This window comes from Bradyrhizobium sp. NBAIM01, from assembly GCF_020194115.1.
Taxonomy (GTDB): domain Bacteria; phylum Pseudomonadota; class Alphaproteobacteria; order Rhizobiales; family Xanthobacteraceae; genus Bradyrhizobium; species Bradyrhizobium yuanmingense.
This window is the reverse complement of record NZ_JADYVU010000005.1, coordinates 363062-380024: the sequence shown is the minus strand read 5'-3', so window position 1 is coordinate 380024 and position 16963 is coordinate 363062. Positions and strand designations below refer to the sequence as shown.

The window sequence follows — 16963 nt, the reverse complement described above, 5'->3', positions numbered from 1 at the left end:
TGGATTCCGGGTTCGCGCTTCGCGCGCCCCGGAATGACGGTGCTTTACTTAGGGCTGTTGCCACCGCATGACGGCCGCAATCCCAGGGATCGCGGCCATCTCTCCCTCATCGATCACGCCGCCTTCGCCTGCTCCGGCGAAGCCGTCTCCATCGCGCGCATGTAGAGGTCGAGCAGGCTTTCGCGTTCGTCGCGCTCGTTCTTGTCTTCCTTGCGCAGCTTGATGATCTCCTTGAGGATCTTCACGTCAAAACCTTCGCCCTTGGCTTCCGCGAAGACTTCCTTCTTCTGTTCGCTCAACTCCTGCATTTCGCTGTCGAGGTTCTCGATCCGCTCGACGAAGGAACGGATCTTGCCGCCGGGAATGGTGATGTCGGACATGGTGCCTCCTCGCTGACTGAGGTCGTGAAAATGCCCGCAAAGAAATGACCAATGTGTTAACCGAGTTGCGGCACCCGATGCCATCGCGCCGCAGCGATACCCGGGACCGGCGACCACCCCGCAGCTATCTGGATCGGCGACTTCTTGCCGGATGCATAGACGATGCAGCGGCAGAATCTCACCACATGGCCGCCACGCAAGCGACAGCCCACAATCGCGATTTCAGCGCAAACGCGACGGAGGCTCGCGGCTTCATCGATATTCAGGAGCCATTTGCAATGTTGAGTGCGGTGGACAACAAGCCAAGGGGAAAATCCGGCCGGCGCGGCGGCAAGAAGAAATCGGGACATCGGACCGGGGCCGGCGAGCAACGCGCAAGTGCAGCGCATCAATTGCCGGATGCCTCGACGGAGAACAGGCAAGAGACCGAGGAAAAGACCGAGCAAGAGCCGAGCCGACCGATCAGTGCGGAGATACCTTCGGCTGCAGCCTTGCCGAACGAGGCTTCCGGGATGGAGCTCGCTGCAAGCCCACCCGTCGCACCGGTCGAACCCTTGGAGGCTAGTACGCAGGCGATTGCCGACGCCTATAGCGGCTACATCAGGACCTCGCTTGAGCAAGCCTGGAGTTTCCTTGGAAAGCTCGCTATGGCGCGTTCACCCATTGAGGCCTTCGAGCTTCAGATGGCGTACGCGAAAGAGGCGTGCGACTCGTTTGTCGCCGAATCCCAGAAGATCACCGAGCTGCATGAACAATTGACCAGAGAAAGGGTCATGCATCTTGAGGGGTTCGTGGCCAGGCTCACCCAGACCACGCTCGAAATCCGCACGATACGTCACTGACGACGGGTGCACATTGCGGCGCCGCGGGACGCAAGGTGGATTAGCTGGCGGTTGCGCGAAGCGCGGTCCGCCGGCGTAACCCACCACCTCTCCGCGCGCCGAGATGAATGAGGTGGGTTATGCTACGCGACCTGCGCTTTGCGCCGTCGCGGAGCTAACCCACCCTAGGCGCCTGAGGACCGCCTGAAGTTCAGTACCCTGACTTCGTGCCGGTGGTCGACCCGGTGCCCGCGCCTGTGGTTTGACCTGTGGTTTGCCCTGTAGTCCGTCCTGGAGCGTAGCTCGACGCGCCGGGGCTGGTTCTCTTCGAGGACTTCGCGTGCTGCTTCTTCTTGTGTCCCGGAGCGTAGCTGGAAGCGCCCGGCTCGCCCTTCTTGGAACCCATTTGCTGCATCTCATGACCCGGCGTCTTGCTCGATACGCCCTGAGCAAACACGGCTGGGGCTGTAGCCATGACAACGGCAGCCGAAAGCGCGATGATCATTGCTTTCATGTTGTCCTCCTCTGACAAACCCCTCAAAGGAAACGGAATGGACTAGCGCCCGTTCCCGTCAGCGAACGCTCATGGCGCCGCGGGGCTGGACGCCCCTGGGATCGCTTCGATCCGCTCGACTACCCTACGAAATGCGCTTTGCGCAGTCGCGGCGACAACCCATCCTACGCGCTCACGCCGCCCGCTCCCTCGCCCGTCATAATTTCTCCTTTGCACACGCGTTGTGTCTGATAGCAGCGAGACCTATCCTTGATCGGACTGCCTCCCATTGACGCCCGACCGGATGGAGAGCGCATCGATGCCTGACACGAACGACCCCAAGCCTGATACCGGCAAGACCGATAACGCCAAGCCTGATACCGCCAAGCCTGATGCGTCCAAGCCGGACGAGGCGCGCGCCGAGGGTGGGCTGGCGCGGGCCTACGACCGGATCAAGAGCGCAGAGGAAGACCTCGCGCGGCTGGACCGGCTGGTTTCCGGAATGGAACGGAGCAGCGAAGCCCCGCGGACCTTCCACGCAAGCGCCGCCGCGACGGCAGCCGCCACATCCACAAGCAAGGCGGCGGCGCCCGATGCCAAGTCTCTAAACACCAAGCCACGCAATCAGGGCCTGAGGGGAGACAGGGCCATGATGCGGGCTTTGGCCATTCTCGTGATGGCGATCGGCCTTCTCGGCGCCGCCGTCGCATCGCAATACAGCGACGAGGCGACATCGATCGGCAAGTCCATCATGGCGCGATGGGCTCCACCCGCGAGCGCGCCCCCGCAAGCGTCCGCGGCGGAAAGTCCGGCGCAGCCGGCAACCGTGCTGCTGGCGGCCGCGGATGAGCCGAGCCCGGTGCCTGCGCCGCCGGGGCCTAAGGATGCGGAAAGCGCGCCAAAGCCTGCCGCCACTGCCGCCGAGCCGTCATCGTCCGAGCTCGCGCAATCGCTCAAGGCCATCACCAGCGAGCTTGCGAACATCAGCGGCAAGCTCGAGCAGCTGAAGAGCCGCAGCGAGCAGACCCTGCGCGAACAGGCCGCCACCATCGAGCAGCTCAAGGCCGCGCAGGAGAAGGATGCGGCGGACAATGCGAGCCTCGCCGCGCAGGTCCAGGCGCTGCAAACGCAACTGAGCGCGTCATCGGCGTCATCCGCCTCTGCACCTGCGAAGCCCGTCGCGCGCAGCGTGGTCAACAATGACACGGCTGCGCGTGCCCGGGCGCACCTACCAGACGCCGCGCCACGGCGGACGAGGCCGCCGCCGCGAGGCGGCTGGATGCCGCCGCGCTATATGGCCGACCCTTATTATTACGGCGATCCCGATTGGTGATCCCGCAAGGATTTGACGCCCGACCCTGCGTGCGCCTCAGCGTATCTCGCTCATCGTCACCTTGGCCGCGATCCCCGTCAGCTCGGGCTCTTGCGGCGCAAGCTCCTCATCGGAAGGGCCGACCGAGACTTCAGCCATTCTGCGTTTGACCTGTTCGCAGGTCTTGCGAACGTCTTCGGTGAACAGCGCGCATTCTTCGATACGCTTGAAGATCTTGCGTCCCTCTTCACGATAGCTTGCCGCCGTTTCTCGCATGAAGGCGATCGCATCATGAACCTGGGCCGTCAGCGCCTCGCATTTTTGCGCGGCATCGATCAACTCGGTGCCCATGGCCTCGATCTCTTTTGCAGCGGACTCATAGTCGCGAATGACCGCTTCTGCACTGAGCGCACCGACGCGCGACACGCCCGCGGTGTGCTCCACGTAATCAGGCAGATTAACTGAAGTAATGGAGTTTCCCGACCGGATCGAAGTGATGTCCGCTTCGAGTTGGACCAAGTTCACTCCGTCCCGTCTGTGCAATTGTTCGACACTTGCCATGACTGTCCTCCCAATACGCGCTGAAAACCCCAAGCAGCATTGGGTTTATTACGGGGATAAATGCCGTTCTACCTCTATGTATTCTTGACAGTCTCCACTTTGCCACTTTTACCCAATCGCCAACTCTGCACGCAGAGACGGCGAGCCATCAAACTTCAATTTTTCCGTGCACCTGTTCGAACGCGCGAACCTGACAACGAGTTCGACCGGCACTGTCGTCAACCTCAACGTCCGGCGAACCGCCTGCGCAGCGGAAATCCGCATCGCGCCCGCCATTGGCGGGCACGATTATGTTCCGGGGGCGCGAAGGTCGTCGCCCTCGAAGGCATTCCCGACGGCGGCTGGCGCAGGCTCGCCCGGCCCTGCATCCGCCGCACGTTGGCGGCCGGCACCGCCCGCCGCGAAAATATCATGCACCAGCCCGAGCTTCCCCAGCCCCAGGATGATCAACCCGTTGATGTCCACCTCGTACCAGGCGTGCGAGATGTAGGCGTCGCGCGGAAAGCGGTGATGGTTGTTGTGCAGCCCTTCGCCAAAGGTGAGCAGCGTGGTCACCAGCTCGTTAGTGGTGCCGTCATGGGTCTCGAAGCGGCGGTAGCCCCAGCGGCCGTCGCTGTGGCAGACCGAGTTCACTAGCGAGGTCGCCATGGTCATGAGGTAGCTGCGGAACAGGCCGGCGAACAGGATGCAGCCGATCATCGTGCGCGCGCCGCCGAAGGCATAGCCGATGGCGCCCGGAATGATCAGCGCCGAGAGCGCATACCAGTACCAGCGCGTCCTGGTGAAGAACATCGCGATCGGGTCGGCCAGGATGTCCTTGGCGTAGTAGCTGGCATCGGTGGTCTCGCGGTCCCACACCCAGCCGCCTTGCGCATGCGTCATGCCCTTGGCGAAGCTGGCGTAGGGATTGCCGCCGCCGTCGTAATAGGGGCTGTGCACGTCGCCGGGCCGGTCGGAGTGCAGATGGTGCCGCCGGTGGTTGCTCACCCATTTCAAGATCGAGCCCTGCACCGCCATGGTCGCGAGCGCGGCGAAGATCGTCCGCATCACCGGACCGCAGCGGAAGCTGCGGTGCACGAAGTAGCGATGCATGAAGCCGATGCCGATCGTGGACATGATGAACGTGCCGGCGAACACCGAGACCTCGACCCAGCCGATGCCCTGCCAGAACGCCCAGACCAGCGCGGCGATCGAGCCGCCGACCATGATCGCGAAGGAGATGTAGGAATCGCGAAACTTGGCGTCGACCAGCGGACCTTCGGTCAGCACGCCCGGAGGCATCTTCGGCTCCGCAAGCTGCTCGGATGCCACGCTCTCAACCACGCTCATTTCAGCCGATCCATTTACACTGCACTATTCTGCAGTGCAGCGTACAACCCCAGGTTATCAGAGGCAAGGACCCGAGCGGCCGTAGGAGCACGGGCGGCGCAGCCCCGCCGCTTTCGCTTCTCTGCGATAGAGAGTGGCGATCATGACGAGCAGATGCACGTCGTGCCTCTGCTCAGCTCACCGAGCGCATGCGCCGATCAGTTTTGGCGTCGGTCGGTGCCTTCACCACCAATACGGCCAGCGCCATCCCTCATAGCGCACATAGGACGGCACCAAGGGCGGGCCGTAGGGATCGACCCGGTCGTGCTCGGGGCGGTAACGATAGCGTGGCACGATGTTGTAATCCCAAGGCGTCGGCCTCAGCACCGGCGCCGTGATGACGAGCCGCTCTTGCGGCGCGCGAACGACGACGGCTCTCCGCGTCCGGGCTTCGGCGTCCGAGGTTGCAAGGCCGCTCAGCACCAGGGCGGTTCCGAGCGCGCAGGCGGCAGTCATCTTGGTCATGCGTTGGTCTCCTTCGCTTCAAGAGTGCAAAAGGATGCCAGGCGAGGCAAGCAAATTTCGCGCGAGGTGCGGACATAAGCGCTGTGCGCTTTGGCGCTCCGACCTCTCCCCGTCATTGCGAGGAGCACTTGCGACGAAGCAATCCAGAGTCCTTCCGCGGAGGGAGCCTGGATTGCTTCGCTCCGCTCGCAATGACGGCGAGTATGACGCAAGTGCGGTCTGGTTGAACAACAAATCTCCCCGGACGTCGGCACCTGCTCCTCACTCGCGCGCGCGGCGCAGCGCCTGATCCAGCTTGTGCCTCTGCTTGTCCCAGCGCTCCTGCTCCGCTTCGGCGCGCGCCTCGAGCGCGGCCCGCTCGGCTTCGATCGCCCCGGCCTTCGCTTCGTGCTCGCGTGTTGCCTTGTCGAGCGCTGCTTCCGCCGCGGCAACCGCCTTGTCGCGCCGCGCACGCTCCTTGGCGCGAGCGGCCTCCTCCTTGGCACGCGCTGCCTCGCGGCGTCGCTCCTCCTTCTCGAATGCCGCGGCGGCCTTGCGCGCGGCCGCATCGTCGATCTCGCGGGATGCATTCCGGGCCGTCTTGGCGGGACGCGTCTTTGACGTCGCCTTGCTCCTGGACCTGGTCTTGCTCTTAGTCTTGCTCTTGCTCTCGCCCTCGCCGAGATCGGTCGGCAGCTCCGCGCTCTCGGTGAACGGGCCGTCCGAGCCGACCGGGCGCCTCAGCACCACGCCCGGCTTCGCCATGGTTGCAGCGACGACATCAGGGTCATCGGTCTCCCTGGCGACACCCTGATGGAACAGATTGGAGCTGGCGCCCCAGGCAGCAAGCGCCGCCTTCATCGAGGGCGCGGCGATCGCCTGATCGTAGAAGCCGAGCGAGGTCTGGTACGTCTTCAGCTTCTTTGCCATGTCGCTCCGATGTCGGCGCAGCCTTCCGCAGGCGATCGTAGCCCGGATGGAGCAAAGCGCAATCCGGGTGGCTCAGCACGCTCGGCCCCGGATTAGGCTACGCACCTTCAAGCAACGCGTCATACCCTTGCGCGCTGAACGCCAACAGACAAAAACCGTGCCCGAACGGATCGGCCAGCATCGCGATCCGCCCATAGGGCGCATCGCTCGCCGGCACTTCCATGATCGCACCCGCAGCGAGGGCACGCGCGACGGCGGCATCGACATCGTCGACGACGACGTCGATATGCATCGGCGTCCAGTGCCGCTCATAGCGGCGGCGGTCGCCGCCGGCGCCGATGGTGCCGGCCTGCTTGGTCAAGAGATACACCGGTGCGGGCCAGCCGTTGAGCTCGACGAAGTCGGCGCCGAAGCGGCGGCCGACCGAGAGGCCAAAGGCTTCGGTGTAGAACGTCGTGGCTTTCGCCACGTCGGGAACATCGATGTTGAGGAGGAAGCTCATGAGCGGCTCGTCGCAAGTTGAGGCGCGAGCGTAGCCCGGACGGAGCGCAAGCGTAATCCGGGATGGTGCCGCACCCGACGCCCCCGACCGCGTTCCACGATGGCATCATGCCATTGTTTTGCCCGACGGGTCAAATCCTGTTCGATTTTGCCGAAGTCCGGAAAAACCCCGAGCAATTCCATGGGGATGGCTACTGTGCATGGGGTTGTTTTCGCAACACTTGCTTGAGCCGGCCCTCAATTGCGCTTCAGGCTCAGGATATAGGCCGATAGCACCTCGGCCTGCTCCGGCGAGATCACGAGATTCGGCATGGTCTGGTGACTGGTCCGCCAGAACACCTTGAGCGAGAGCGCGGTGGTGCCGTTGCGGTCGGCGATGGATTGGAAGCTCGGTGCCTCCTGGAAGAAGCCGGCCATGTGCGGCTCGATCGCGTGACACGACTGGCACCACGCCTGCGCCAGGCGATGACCTGCGGCGACCGCGCGCGAGCCGGGCCTCGGCGCCCCGGCAGCAGTGTGGACGAGGCTGAACAGGAACAGCACCGACAGCGCGATCAGGACGGCGATGCCGATGGAGATTCGAACATTGTGCGACATCGCCCGACCTCACGGCATTGAATCGTGGAGCAGCTTAGATGTGCACCACGACGCCAGCTTGATCTGCGTCAAGCCAGCTCGCAGCTCGCGTCCTCAGCACGTGACGAGATCGGTGTGGCCGAATCCCCTGGAATAATCGAGCAGCGAGATCACCGTCGGCGTGAGACGGATCAGCCGCACCTCGGACGGCTTCGGCATGGGCAGGCCGATCGCCTTCTGCTCGGGATAGCGCGCCATCACCAGTGTGATCGCCTTCTCGGCCTCAGCTGGATCGGTCACGGCCACCGCCCGCGCCGCCATGGACAGGCCGGTGATCTCCATCACTTGCGCGGGATCGTCGTCGATCGCCAGCGACACGCGTTCGTCCCGCGAGATGTTCTGCGCCTTCTGGCTGTCGGGGCCGCAGAGAAAGTAGATGGTGAAACCTTCGTTGGCATAGCCGACGGTCGTCACTTGCGGCCAGCCATCGGCGCGAAGCGTCGCGATCCGCATCGTGCGGTGCTGGTCCAGCAAGGTCTGGATTTTTCGTCTGAGTGTGTCGTCCATCGCTGCCTCCGGCGGTCATTCCTGAAGACACGGTACGCCCCTTGCGCGCAGTGCCGTTGATGCAGCTCAACGCGCGGCGGCGATGTTGCCTCATTGAAAGCGTCGGCAAGCATCGCCCGGTGATATCGCACCGGCAGGCGCGGCCAGCCCGCGCCGTGCGCAGCTTTTGCTTGCTTTCCCGGTTCCCGCCTCTACGGTCGCGCCGCGAACGAACGCGCGAGACAAGACCCGTCATGACCGACACGATGAAATGCCCGACCTGCAATTCCGAGCACGCCTATCAGGACCGCGATCTCTGGGTCTGCCCGGAATGCGGCCATGAATGGAGCGGCGCGGCGGAGGCGGTCGCGGACGCGGCGCAGGATGCGGGCGTGCGCGATGCCAACGGCAATGTGCTCGCCGACGGCGACAGCGTCATCGTGATCAAGGATCTCAAGATCAAGGGCTCGTCCTCGGTCGTCAAGGGCGGCACCAAGGTGCGCAATATCCGCCTGCAGGACGCCAGCGACGGCCACAACATCGCCTGCAAGATCGACGGCATCGGCGCGATGAATCTGAAGTCGGAGTTCGTGAAGAAGGCGTGAGGTCCGCTAGCTTTGCCGCTGCGCCAGGTAGAACCCGCACAGCACCGTCACGAGGCCTGCCGTCTGCAGCATCGTGGGCGGCTCGCCGAGCAGCAGCCAGCCGGTGAGCAGCGTCAGCGCGGGCACGCAGGCCGGAAACACCGCGGCGCGGGCGACGCCGAGACGCTGGACCGAGACGGCGTAGAGATAGAGCGCGGCGGGGCCGGCAAGCACGCCCTGCGCCAGCGCCTGGATGGCGTTCTCGGTCATGCCGATCGACGCAATGTGGGCGAGACCCACCGTGGCGACGTGGACCGGCACCAGCAGCAGCGACAGCATGTTGATCACGAGCGCAGCCGACACGGCCGAGACGCGCCATCGGCGCAGCATCGCGCCGAAGCCGGCGAACATGAATCCGGCGAGCACGAAGATGAGATCGCCCTGAATGCCGTCAGCGCCGATGTGGCCGATCGATTCCGCGCCGATCACGCCGAGGCCTCCGACGATGACGAGCGCGCCGGTCAGGCGCGAGGCGGAGATCCGCTCCTTCAGCACGACCGCGGCGAGCAGGAGGCCGCCGAGCGTGGCGCAAGAGGGCTGGATCACGCTGCCATGGCCGAGCGGGACGAACAGGAAGCCGATGTACGAGATCAGCGACATCACGGGACCGCCGAGCACCATCAGCACGAGCCCCCTGCCCCAGCCGATGCCGCAGAGATCGGAGAGTCCGGCGCGCAACACCAGGGGCAGGAATGCGATCCCCGACCAGACATAGCGATGCACCAGCAGATCGACCGGCGTGAAGCCGGCCTTGAGGCCGTGCCGCGTGGCGGCAAAGCCGAGCGCCCAGAACAGCGCTGCGGCAAGGCCGCAGACCACGCCGAGCAGTGCCGGCGCGGTATCCTTCTTCTGAGCGTCGGCGCCGCTCGTCCGCTGATCCATGGATCACTCGATAAGTCGGCGCGCTGAGCCGCTCAACCCACGCGGCTGCAGGGCTGTCACGCGAGGGCGAGCCGACTACGCGTGTTACAGCCCCTCATCGAAGACCATCCGCCATCCCTTGCGCGTATCCATGTATTCCCGCACTTGCCTGATCCGGTCACCCACCACCTCGAACACGAAGCAATACTCGTTCTCGTACGGCTTGCCGCCGGGCAGCGTGGCGCGCATCCGCTCCTCCACGATCACGACATCGCCGTCGACATAGACGCCGCGGAAGGCGAGATCGATGTCCGAAAACAATCGGTGCATCTCCTGCGCGATGAAGCGCGCGATCTGGTGCGGCCCCTTCATGTGATCGGTGTGGTCGAGCGCGATGGCGGTGGCATTGCCCTTCGGGGCGATCCATTCGGCGTCGTCGGTGAAGAGTGCCGCGATGCGCTCGGGATCGCGTGACGAAAAGGTCTTCCAGGCGTTCAGTACGACGTCTCTCGGGCTGGTCACGATGGGGTCTCCGGCCGTGTTGCGATCAGAACCGCCTTCTAGGCCGCGGTGCGAGCCGCGGCTCGCCACAATCAGACTCGGTCATCCGGCAGCCCTTCCGCCGCCGACCTCATGCGCTACCATGCGATCATGCTGAGCTTTGATGTCTGCAACGCCGCGCGCCTGCGCCGCGATCCCCGCTATGACGGCCGCTTCTTCACGGCGGTGAAGACCACGGGCATCTATTGCCGGCCGGTCTGTCCGGCCAAGCAGCCGCTGGCGCGCAATGTGGTCTATTATCCGACGGCTGCGGCTGCCGAGGCCGCCGGCTTCCGGCCCTGCCTGCGCTGCCGTCCCGAGACCGCTCCTTTCTGCCCGGCCTGGAACGGCACGCGCTCCACGGTGGCCCGGGCCATGAGGCTCATCGATGACGGCGCGCTGGATGAAGGCTCGGTGGTCGATCTCGCGACGCGGCTCGGCATCTCGTCGCGTCACCTGGCGCGCCTGTTCGAGCGCCATGTCGGCGCTACGCCGCAGCAGCTCGCCAAGACACTGCGTGTCCAGCGCGCCAAGCGCCTGCTCGATGCCGGCGATGACAGCATGACCGCTATCGCATTCCAGGCCGGGTTCGGCAGCCTGCGCAGGTTCAACGCCGCCTTCGCCGAACTCTACGGCCGCTCGCCGTCAAGCCTGCGCGCGCGGCGAGCTTAGCGGCCCGCGCCAGTGATCACGTTCGCGGTCTTCACCTTGCGCGGGCTGAGCACCTTCGCCTGGTGGACCGAGGCGATTGCGCTTGGCGCTGCGACCTGCTGCTCGACATGTGCGGCACCGAGCACGTGCACCTGCAGCGGGGAAACCGGAAATCCGTTGGCCTCATAGGTCGGCAGCTCGGCGGCGAAAGCCGCGGTACCGCCCGCGATCGTCAGGAAGGCGGCGATCGACAAGGTCTTCTTGTTCATTGGTGATGCTCCGAGGTTTGAGAGTCGGAGCCTATTTAGGCGCATTTTGCTGCAGTGCGACATACACCGCCGCATTGCAACATCGCATGCAATGCATGACGTTATGCCTAATGCGTCCAGGGATTTGGGCGAATCACGCCGGCTGCGACGCGGCGCCTCCAGAGGAGCCGCTCAGCCACCAAGCACGTTGCCCCAGCCGTCGAAGAGATAGGTCTTCCAGGCCACGGTTCCATCCGCGCCGGGCCGGCTGGCGCGGCGGTAGTCCTCGGCCTGGTCGGCGGTCCAGGTGATGATCGTGTCGGAGAGACGATCGTGCAGGATGGCGGGCTCGGAGGGGTCGAAGGCGTCCATGGGACGAAGCGAGGGATGCGTCATGGCGCCTCCAACGCACCAGCCGCAACAAAGTTGCGGCAACGTCAAATGGAACCGGGCGTTGCACCTCGGCCACAGTTGCCCCGAAAAGCCCGCACTCCCCGATTTGCGCCATTGCGCCGCCACACCGTGGCCCGAACAATCGACGTGCTGCGTGCCTTTCCGTGCGACTGTTTCGTCAGACTGTTTGCATCATCACTGTTCGGGCAAGATTGTTCGAGCAGACCGTTTGGAGGCAGGGATCATGAACGATCGGCGGTCTCTTCTGGTGGCGGTGTCGTGTCCCTCGGCCGTTCTCGCCGGCTGGCTGGCATTGTCTCTCTCCGCTTATGCGCCTGCGCTCATCGAAAACAGCGCCGCCAATGCGGCCGCCATCTCGCGCGCCAAGGATCGTGCCAAGGATCATGCCAAGGATCTCGGCCGCATCGACCTCGCCGACGTGCCGCGCGCTGCGACCCTTGAGGACCGCTTCGCCTTGACCGCCGACATCGCAGCCACCGTCACTGCGCTGCCCGACCCTCCCGCGCCGGCAGAGGCAACGCCGGAAGAGCCCGCCTCCACCATCAAGCTTGCCTCGGCCGACCCGGCGCTGATCCTGCCGGTGGAAGCCGTGCCCGCGCCGCCGATCTTGCCTGAACCGGAGCCCGTCGTCAGCGAGGTTGCCCCCGCCCCTGTGGCGGAGCCCGTCAAGCTCGCATCCACCGATCCCACCGAGATCGTGACGACGGACACATTGTCGGCCGCGGCGATCGCGAGCGACCCCGTTGCGCCTGCGCGCAAGGCGTCACCGCCTGCCGACAACATCGCCGTGCTCGACGAATGCTTCGTCATGGAGGCCTGCATCGACCGCTACCTCTGGGCGCTCTATCAGCGCACCGCCAAGGAAGACACGATGAAGGTGCAGGAGCGGCGCGCAGTCACCATCAAGCGCAAGGGCAAGACCGTCACGGTGATGCGCAGCTTCACCAAGCTGGTCGATCAGGACTTCACCTGGAAGGATCCGCATGCGGCCGAGCGCGCCGGCATGTCGATGATGGACTACGTCATCGGCGGCATGGACAAGAGCTTCAAGCAGAAGCTGTTCCGCATGATGCTCGCGGCCGAAGCCGCCGGCCTGTCGCCGGGCATCACCAGCGCGTTCCGCGACGACTATCGCCAGTCGATCGCGAGCGGCCTGAAGGCCGCCTCCAACCGCTCCTATCACGGCGGCAGCACGCGCGGCGGCTACGGTCACGGCATGGCGGCAGACATCGTCAGCACGCAAGGCAGCAACAGGGCGCAGCGCTGGGTCTCGACCGAAATCCTGTGGAAGTGGGTCGATGCCAACGGCAAGGCGTACGGCATCGGCCGACCCTATCTCGGCCGCGATCCGCCCCATGTCGGCCCGATCGACGGCCAGGAATATATCTCGAAGCGCGGCACCTCCGACCGCAAGGACGTTGCCGGCGTTAAGCCGAAGAAGACACAGGGCCTTGCGAGCGCCAAGCCGCCGAAGGCCGACGTCGCGCGCGAGCAGAAGGGCCCGGCGGCCAAGCCGCAGAAGTCGGCGCAATCGGCCGGCAAGCGCGCGACCTGACGGTTTACGGCTTGCGCTCTGCCGTCGGCAGCGGCACCAGCCGCATCTCGGCCGAGCCGGCGGCCTGCGTGCGCACCAGCACGGCAAAGACCGTGTCGACCGCGCGCCGTACCGCCAACTCCATTGCTTCGCCCTTGGCCAGATGCGCCGCGATCAGCCCGGTGAGGAGATCGCCGGTGCCGTAGGGACGGATCGGCAGGCGCGGCGTCGCAAAGCGCGACAATCGCCCATCAGTGCACAGGATCGTCTCCACCTGGCCCGCCGCCGTGTCAGCGAGGGTGCAGCCGGTGGCGACGACGTCGGTGCCTGCCCCAGCCAGCACCGCGCAGGCCGCGCTGAGGCTCTCGGCGTCGGCAATTGCGACCCCAGAGAGCAGCTCGAGCTCGAACTGGTTCGGCGTCGTCAGGTTCGCCGTCGGCAGCAGCCGGTGGCGGAGCACGTCAAGGATGCCGTCCGCGACATAGACGCGGCCGTCGTCACCGATCACGGGATCGCAGAGATAGACGAGCTTCCCATTGCGCGTGCACGCCCGCTCGACGAAATCGGCGATGACGGCGGCATTGCCGGGCGAGCCGAGATAGCCGGTGACGACCACCGCGGCCTCGTCGACCAGGCCGCGCTCCTCGACTCCCCTCAGGAGATCGGCGACGAGCTCGGTCTCCAGCACCCGTCCGCGCAGGCTCGGATAGCGCGGATGGTTGGACAGCAGCGTCGTCGGCACCGCAGCGACGTTCACGCCCTCCGCCTGCATGGCATAGGCGGCCGCGCTGTTGCCGACATGGCCGTGGACCACCTGGCTCTGGATGGAGATGACGAGCATGAAAGAGGTCCGTAGAGTCAAACTTCGGGCGACGCAAGCGCTGCGTCCTGTCGCGGACTCGTCATTCCCGCGTGATATTTGCGGTCGCACGTCAGCCATCCGTCGGCCCGGACACAGCCTCCGCATGACCTCCGCCTTCAACGCCTATACGGCTCTCGCCCTCGCCATCGTGTTCGAGGTCACCGCGTCGGCGTTCCTGCAGCAGTCCGCGCAGTTCACCCGTCCCTGGCCGACGCTGGCGATGGTGCTGTTCTACGTCGCCTCGTTCTACGCGCTCTCGGTGGCGATCCGGGTGATCCCGTTGAGCATCGCCTATGCGATCTGGGGCGGGGTCGGCATCATCCTGACCGCCACCGTCTCCTTCGTGCTGTTCCGTCAGATCCTGGACGCCGCAGCCTTCGTCGGCATCGCGCTGATCGTATCAGGGGTGGTGATCATCAACCTGTTCTCGGAGACCACCGTGCGTTGATGCGCGCGGTGCCGACTCTGAGCAAGAGGTCGCGCCCCACCATCACGCTGCGGACAGTTGATCGAGCTCGGACGGCGCGTAGGCCTTGCCATCCTGGTCGGTGACGACCACCCGCCACCCCTCGCTCGCCCACACTTTCGCCTTCGCCACGATGAGCAACCGGCTCTCGCGGGCGAAACTGTACTTCTCGTTGTCGCGTTCTGCGACCATCTTGTAGGCCAATTCGCATCCCCTTGCGTCGCCCTGCACCCGGCCTTGTCGTGGCAGCGGGCTTTGGCGGCAATTCGCCGGGAGCGTGGCAATTTGGTGCCATCCGCGAGGCCTGTGGCCGGCCCCGTGCCGTCGCAACAGAGCCGATCTCGTTTGCCTCGGATCGGCGCTAGTGCACGCGGATAATATGCGGGCGGCCGAGATTGATCAGGCCCTGCACCGCCGAAAGGCGGTCATTGAGGGCTGCGATGGTGAGCAGCAGATTGTTGCGACGCTCATCGAGTAGTCCCATTTCTGCGCCCGACAGCTTGGTGCCCGCCCGCTCCTTGTGGATCTCCTCGAGGGATTCGCGCAGTCCGGCAATCAGGCCGGCCAGCTGCTTGGCCTCCCTGGTCATCGACCGCTTAGCGACATTTTGCTGACGGCGCGTCTCCGCTTGGTTCTGTCTCATCGTCATCCTCCGGTGCCCCGCTGCCCCGAGTGGATGCTTACAGCTTTGGATAGACATATTACGATCGATGAAATCTGCCCGCGAAGAACTTTCTTAAATTGTACGCGCACGGAACCGGAGGGCGCGGGAGCGGAAAGCCCGGCACCAAGGCCGGGCTTTCGTTGCGGCTAGCCAGAGCTCGGCTGCGGAAACGCGGGCGGAACGGCCCGCGCGGCGCTTTCGGCGTCAGCTCACCGGTAGCATGAAGGCGTCGAAGAACGAGGCCAGCCCGGCAAAATCGTTGAGCGGCAGCACGGTCGCGACATACTGGTCGGGCCGCACCACGACGATGCAGCCGGCCGCCCGATCGATGCCGCGCATCGTGAAGACGTCGTGGCCGCTCTTGAGATCCGGGCAGAACATCTTCTCGTAGTCGTACAAGCCGTAACGGCCTTTGCTCGGGAGCAACATCGGCGGCATTGCCTCGATGGCGAGCTCGCGATGGTCCTGCTGAAACACCGCGCGCAGATCGATCACGCTGTCGATGTCAGCTCCAACAGGCGTATATCGACGGATAGGTGACTTCCGGGATTCCGCGAGGAAATTGCACAAGGCACGAATGGCCGAGCCCGACGCTGCGGGGTTCTCGTCGGGCGAGAACGCGTAGATGCGGAAGCGGCCATCGGCCCGTGCGGCATGGCCGAGATGTACCGGCTTGGCGTCCGCCAGCCGGACCACCGGCGCGGAATGGAAGCGCGTGCCGATAATGAGGCCCTGCGCGAGGTGCTGATGCGTGGCCGCGCCGGTGAGCATCGAGGGCCTGTAATGCGTTGCCGTGCCCGCGGTAAAACGTCCGTGCCGGACGAAATAGTCCTGCGTTTTGGCGGCATCGGCGCCGCCGGCCTTGGCGGCGGAGGCGAGGATATCAGCCCATTCGCGATCGAAATCGATCAGCTCCTTCGCGACTGCCCGGCGCTCGGCCGAATAGGAATGCAACAGGCTTGGCGCGCACTGCCTCCGCAGCACGGCGGCGAGCTTCCAGCCGAGATTGAAGGCATCCTGCATCGATACGTTCATGCCCTGCCCGGCCTTCGGGCTGTGGGTGTGGCAGGCATCGCCGGCGATGAAGATGCGCGGCTGGCGCGTCTCGATCTCGCCCTCCGGCACGTCGTCGAACTTGTCGGTGAGGCGCTGGCCGATCTCGTAGACGGACCACCAGGCGATCTCCTTCACCTCGAGCCGATGCGGCTTCAGGACCCGCTGCGCTTTCGCAATCACGTCATCGGCGGTGATGTTGCGATTGGCAACGCGTTCACCGACATCGAGCTTGGCGAGCTCGACATAGATGCGGACCATGTAGCCGCCTTCGCGCGGAATGATCAGCAGGCTGCCGTCCTTGGCCGACTGGATCAGCGACTTGAAGCGGATGTCCGGAAAATCGGTCACGGCCAGCACGTCCATCACGCCCCAGGCGTGGTTGGCGGAATCACCGTGCAGCTCGCGCCCGATCGACTTGCGCACCGTGCTGCGGGCGCCGTCGCAACCGACGACGTAGCGGGCCTTGATCGTCTCGACCTTGCCCTCGTTCGCGGCATCGACGCGTTCGAGGCGCACGGTCACGGCATGATGGTCAGCGCCGGCGGCCGGATCAACATTCACATCAAGCACGCGCCGGCTGTAATACGGCGCGAGCTTCGCCGGCGATTTGCGCATGACGTCGAGAAAGCAATCATGGACGCGCGCCTGGTTCAGGATGAGGTGCGGGAATTCCGACAGCCCGTCCTCGACGTCCTGCACCCGGCCGCTGCGGACGATCTTTTCCGGCGCCGCTTCATCCGGCTTCCAGAACGTGGTCTCGTTGACCCAACAGGCTTCCTTCAGCACACGCTCGCTGAAGCCATAGGCGTGGAACATCTCCATGGTGCGGCAGGCGATTCCGTCGGCCTGACCGACCAGCAGGCGGTCCGGCTTCTGCTCGACGATGCAGGTTCTGATGTCGGCGAATTGCGCGAGCTGGGCGGCGAGCGTCAGGCCGGCCGGCCCGCAGCCGACGATGAGGACATCGACCTCGCCAGGCACGGCGCCCGCCGCTCCCGATGCCTGAACGCGCGCGGCAGGATCGGCGATTTCAGGGTCGCCCGGCTGAAATCCATTGAGATGGAACTGCATGAGCACCTCTCCCGCCAAAT

Annotated in this window: 23 protein-coding genes; 6 read left to right on the top strand and 17 right to left on the bottom strand. The window is 65.0% G+C overall.

Annotated features, from left to right (window positions below):
- Positions 1 to 113: 113 nt before the first annotated feature.
- Positions 114 to 380 (bottom strand): DUF2312 domain-containing protein, encoded by a 267-nt coding sequence (locus I6F31_RS19690; protein WP_025575662.1) that lies wholly within the window; start codon positions 378 to 380, stop codon positions 114 to 116.
- Between the two features lie 185 nt (positions 381 to 565).
- Here I6F31_RS19690 and I6F31_RS19685 point away from each other — a divergent pair, with 185 nt between their 5' ends.
- Positions 566 to 1222, top strand: coding sequence for a phasin family protein (locus tag I6F31_RS19685; protein WP_225185974.1), 657 nt, complete (start codon positions 566 to 568; stop codon positions 1220 to 1222).
- Positions 1223 to 1412: 190 nt separating this feature from the next.
- Here the strand turns inward: I6F31_RS19685 and I6F31_RS19680 are convergent, their stop codons facing one another.
- Positions 1413 to 1715 (bottom strand): hypothetical protein, encoded by a 303-nt coding sequence (locus I6F31_RS19680; RefSeq protein ID WP_225113958.1) that lies wholly within the window; start codon positions 1713 to 1715, stop codon positions 1413 to 1415.
- Positions 1716 to 2013: 298 nt separating this feature from the next.
- Here I6F31_RS19680 and I6F31_RS19675 point away from each other — a divergent pair, with 298 nt between their 5' ends.
- On the top strand, positions 2014 to 3027 hold the full coding sequence (locus I6F31_RS19675) for a hypothetical protein (protein WP_225185973.1): 1014 nt from the start codon (positions 2014 to 2016) through the stop codon (positions 3025 to 3027).
- Between the two features lie 36 nt (positions 3028 to 3063).
- Here the strand turns inward: I6F31_RS19675 and I6F31_RS19670 are convergent, their stop codons facing one another.
- The 7 genes from I6F31_RS19670 to I6F31_RS19640 form a co-directional block, all read right to left on the bottom strand.
- Positions 3064 to 3567, bottom strand: coding sequence for a hypothetical protein (locus tag I6F31_RS19670; protein ID WP_225185972.1), 504 nt, complete (start codon positions 3565 to 3567; stop codon positions 3064 to 3066).
- A gap of 288 nt (positions 3568 to 3855) precedes the next feature.
- Positions 3856 to 4896 carry an acyl-CoA desaturase gene (locus tag I6F31_RS19665; protein WP_225185971.1) on the bottom strand — a complete coding sequence of 347 codons (1041 nt, stop codon included), beginning with the start codon at positions 4894 to 4896 and terminating at the stop codon, positions 3856 to 3858.
- 222 nt (positions 4897 to 5118) lie between these two features.
- Positions 5119 to 5400, bottom strand: a complete 282-nt coding sequence (locus I6F31_RS19660) for a hypothetical protein (protein ID WP_109143935.1) — start codon at positions 5398 to 5400, stop codon at positions 5119 to 5121.
- Between the two features lie 261 nt (positions 5401 to 5661).
- Positions 5662 to 6309, bottom strand: coding sequence for a cell envelope biogenesis protein TolA (locus I6F31_RS19655; RefSeq protein ID WP_225185970.1), 648 nt, complete (start codon positions 6307 to 6309; stop codon positions 5662 to 5664).
- Between the two features lie 97 nt (positions 6310 to 6406).
- Positions 6407 to 6811, bottom strand: coding sequence for a VOC family protein (locus I6F31_RS19650; RefSeq protein WP_225173401.1), 405 nt, complete (start codon positions 6809 to 6811; stop codon positions 6407 to 6409).
- Positions 6812 to 7047: 236 nt separating this feature from the next.
- A complete protein-coding gene (locus tag I6F31_RS19645; RefSeq protein ID WP_036000186.1) occupies positions 7048 to 7407 on the bottom strand; it encodes a cytochrome c in 360 nt (119 codons plus the stop codon).
- A 93-nt stretch (positions 7408 to 7500) separates the two neighbouring features.
- Positions 7501 to 7953 carry a pyridoxamine 5'-phosphate oxidase family protein gene (locus tag I6F31_RS19640; RefSeq protein ID WP_225185969.1) on the bottom strand — a complete coding sequence of 151 codons (453 nt, stop codon included), beginning with the start codon at positions 7951 to 7953 and terminating at the stop codon, positions 7501 to 7503.
- 233 nt (positions 7954 to 8186) lie between these two features.
- On the opposite strand from I6F31_RS19640, the gene I6F31_RS19635 reads away from it, so the two are divergent.
- Positions 8187 to 8537, top strand: coding sequence for a zinc ribbon domain-containing protein YjdM (locus tag I6F31_RS19635; RefSeq protein WP_225133099.1), 351 nt, complete (start codon positions 8187 to 8189; stop codon positions 8535 to 8537).
- A 6-nt stretch (positions 8538 to 8543) separates the two neighbouring features.
- Here I6F31_RS19635 and I6F31_RS19630 read toward each other — a convergent pair whose 3' ends face one another.
- A complete protein-coding gene (locus tag I6F31_RS19630) occupies positions 8544 to 9458 on the bottom strand; it encodes a DMT family transporter (protein WP_225185968.1) in 915 nt (304 codons plus the stop codon).
- Positions 9459 to 9542: 84 nt separating this feature from the next.
- Complete coding sequence (locus I6F31_RS19625) at positions 9543 to 9959, bottom strand: nuclear transport factor 2 family protein (RefSeq protein WP_225185967.1); 417 nt, start codon at positions 9957 to 9959, stop codon at positions 9543 to 9545.
- Positions 9960 to 10088: 129 nt separating this feature from the next.
- Here I6F31_RS19625 and I6F31_RS19620 point away from each other — a divergent pair, with 129 nt between their 5' ends.
- Positions 10089 to 10649 (top strand): Ada metal-binding domain-containing protein, encoded by a 561-nt coding sequence (locus I6F31_RS19620; protein WP_074447944.1) that lies wholly within the window; start codon positions 10089 to 10091, stop codon positions 10647 to 10649.
- On the opposite strand, the gene I6F31_RS19615 is transcribed toward I6F31_RS19620, so the two are convergent.
- Positions 10646 to 10897 carry a hypothetical protein gene (locus I6F31_RS19615; protein WP_036022848.1) on the bottom strand — a complete coding sequence of 84 codons (252 nt, stop codon included), beginning with the start codon at positions 10895 to 10897 and terminating at the stop codon, positions 10646 to 10648. The two genes, I6F31_RS19620 and I6F31_RS19615, sit on opposite strands and share 4 nt — an antisense overlap.
- A 171-nt stretch (positions 10898 to 11068) precedes the next feature.
- Positions 11069 to 11272: a hypothetical protein gene (locus tag I6F31_RS19610; protein WP_036022847.1), complete on the bottom strand. Its 204-nt coding sequence runs from the start codon at positions 11270 to 11272 to the stop codon at positions 11069 to 11071.
- A gap of 241 nt (positions 11273 to 11513) precedes the next feature.
- Here I6F31_RS19610 and I6F31_RS19605 point away from each other — a divergent pair, with 241 nt between their 5' ends.
- Positions 11514 to 12845, top strand: a complete 1332-nt coding sequence (locus I6F31_RS19605) for a hypothetical protein (RefSeq protein WP_225141739.1) — start codon at positions 11514 to 11516, stop codon at positions 12843 to 12845.
- A 4-nt stretch (positions 12846 to 12849) separates the two neighbouring features.
- Here I6F31_RS19605 and pdxY read toward each other — a convergent pair whose 3' ends face one another.
- A complete protein-coding gene (gene pdxY, locus I6F31_RS19600) occupies positions 12850 to 13665 on the bottom strand; it encodes a pyridoxal kinase (RefSeq protein ID WP_225141737.1) in 816 nt (271 codons plus the stop codon).
- A 124-nt stretch (positions 13666 to 13789) separates the two neighbouring features.
- Between pdxY and I6F31_RS19595 the strand changes: the two genes are divergently transcribed.
- A complete protein-coding gene (locus I6F31_RS19595; protein ID WP_025035970.1) occupies positions 13790 to 14134 on the top strand; it encodes a multidrug efflux SMR transporter in 345 nt (114 codons plus the stop codon).
- A 42-nt stretch (positions 14135 to 14176) separates the two neighbouring features.
- Here I6F31_RS19595 and I6F31_RS19590 read toward each other — a convergent pair whose 3' ends face one another.
- The 3 genes from I6F31_RS19590 to I6F31_RS19580 form a co-directional block, all read right to left on the bottom strand.
- Positions 14177 to 14383, bottom strand: coding sequence for a hypothetical protein (locus tag I6F31_RS19590; protein WP_036000235.1), 207 nt, complete (start codon positions 14381 to 14383; stop codon positions 14177 to 14179).
- 130 nt (positions 14384 to 14513) lie between these two features.
- Complete coding sequence (locus I6F31_RS19585) at positions 14514 to 14795, bottom strand: hypothetical protein (RefSeq protein WP_225141735.1); 282 nt, start codon at positions 14793 to 14795, stop codon at positions 14514 to 14516.
- 225 nt (positions 14796 to 15020) lie between these two features.
- Entirely contained in the window at positions 15021 to 16943 is a 1923-nt protein-coding gene (locus I6F31_RS19580) for an FAD-binding monooxygenase (protein WP_225141733.1), read from the bottom strand.
- Positions 16944 to 16963: the final 20 nt, after the last annotated feature.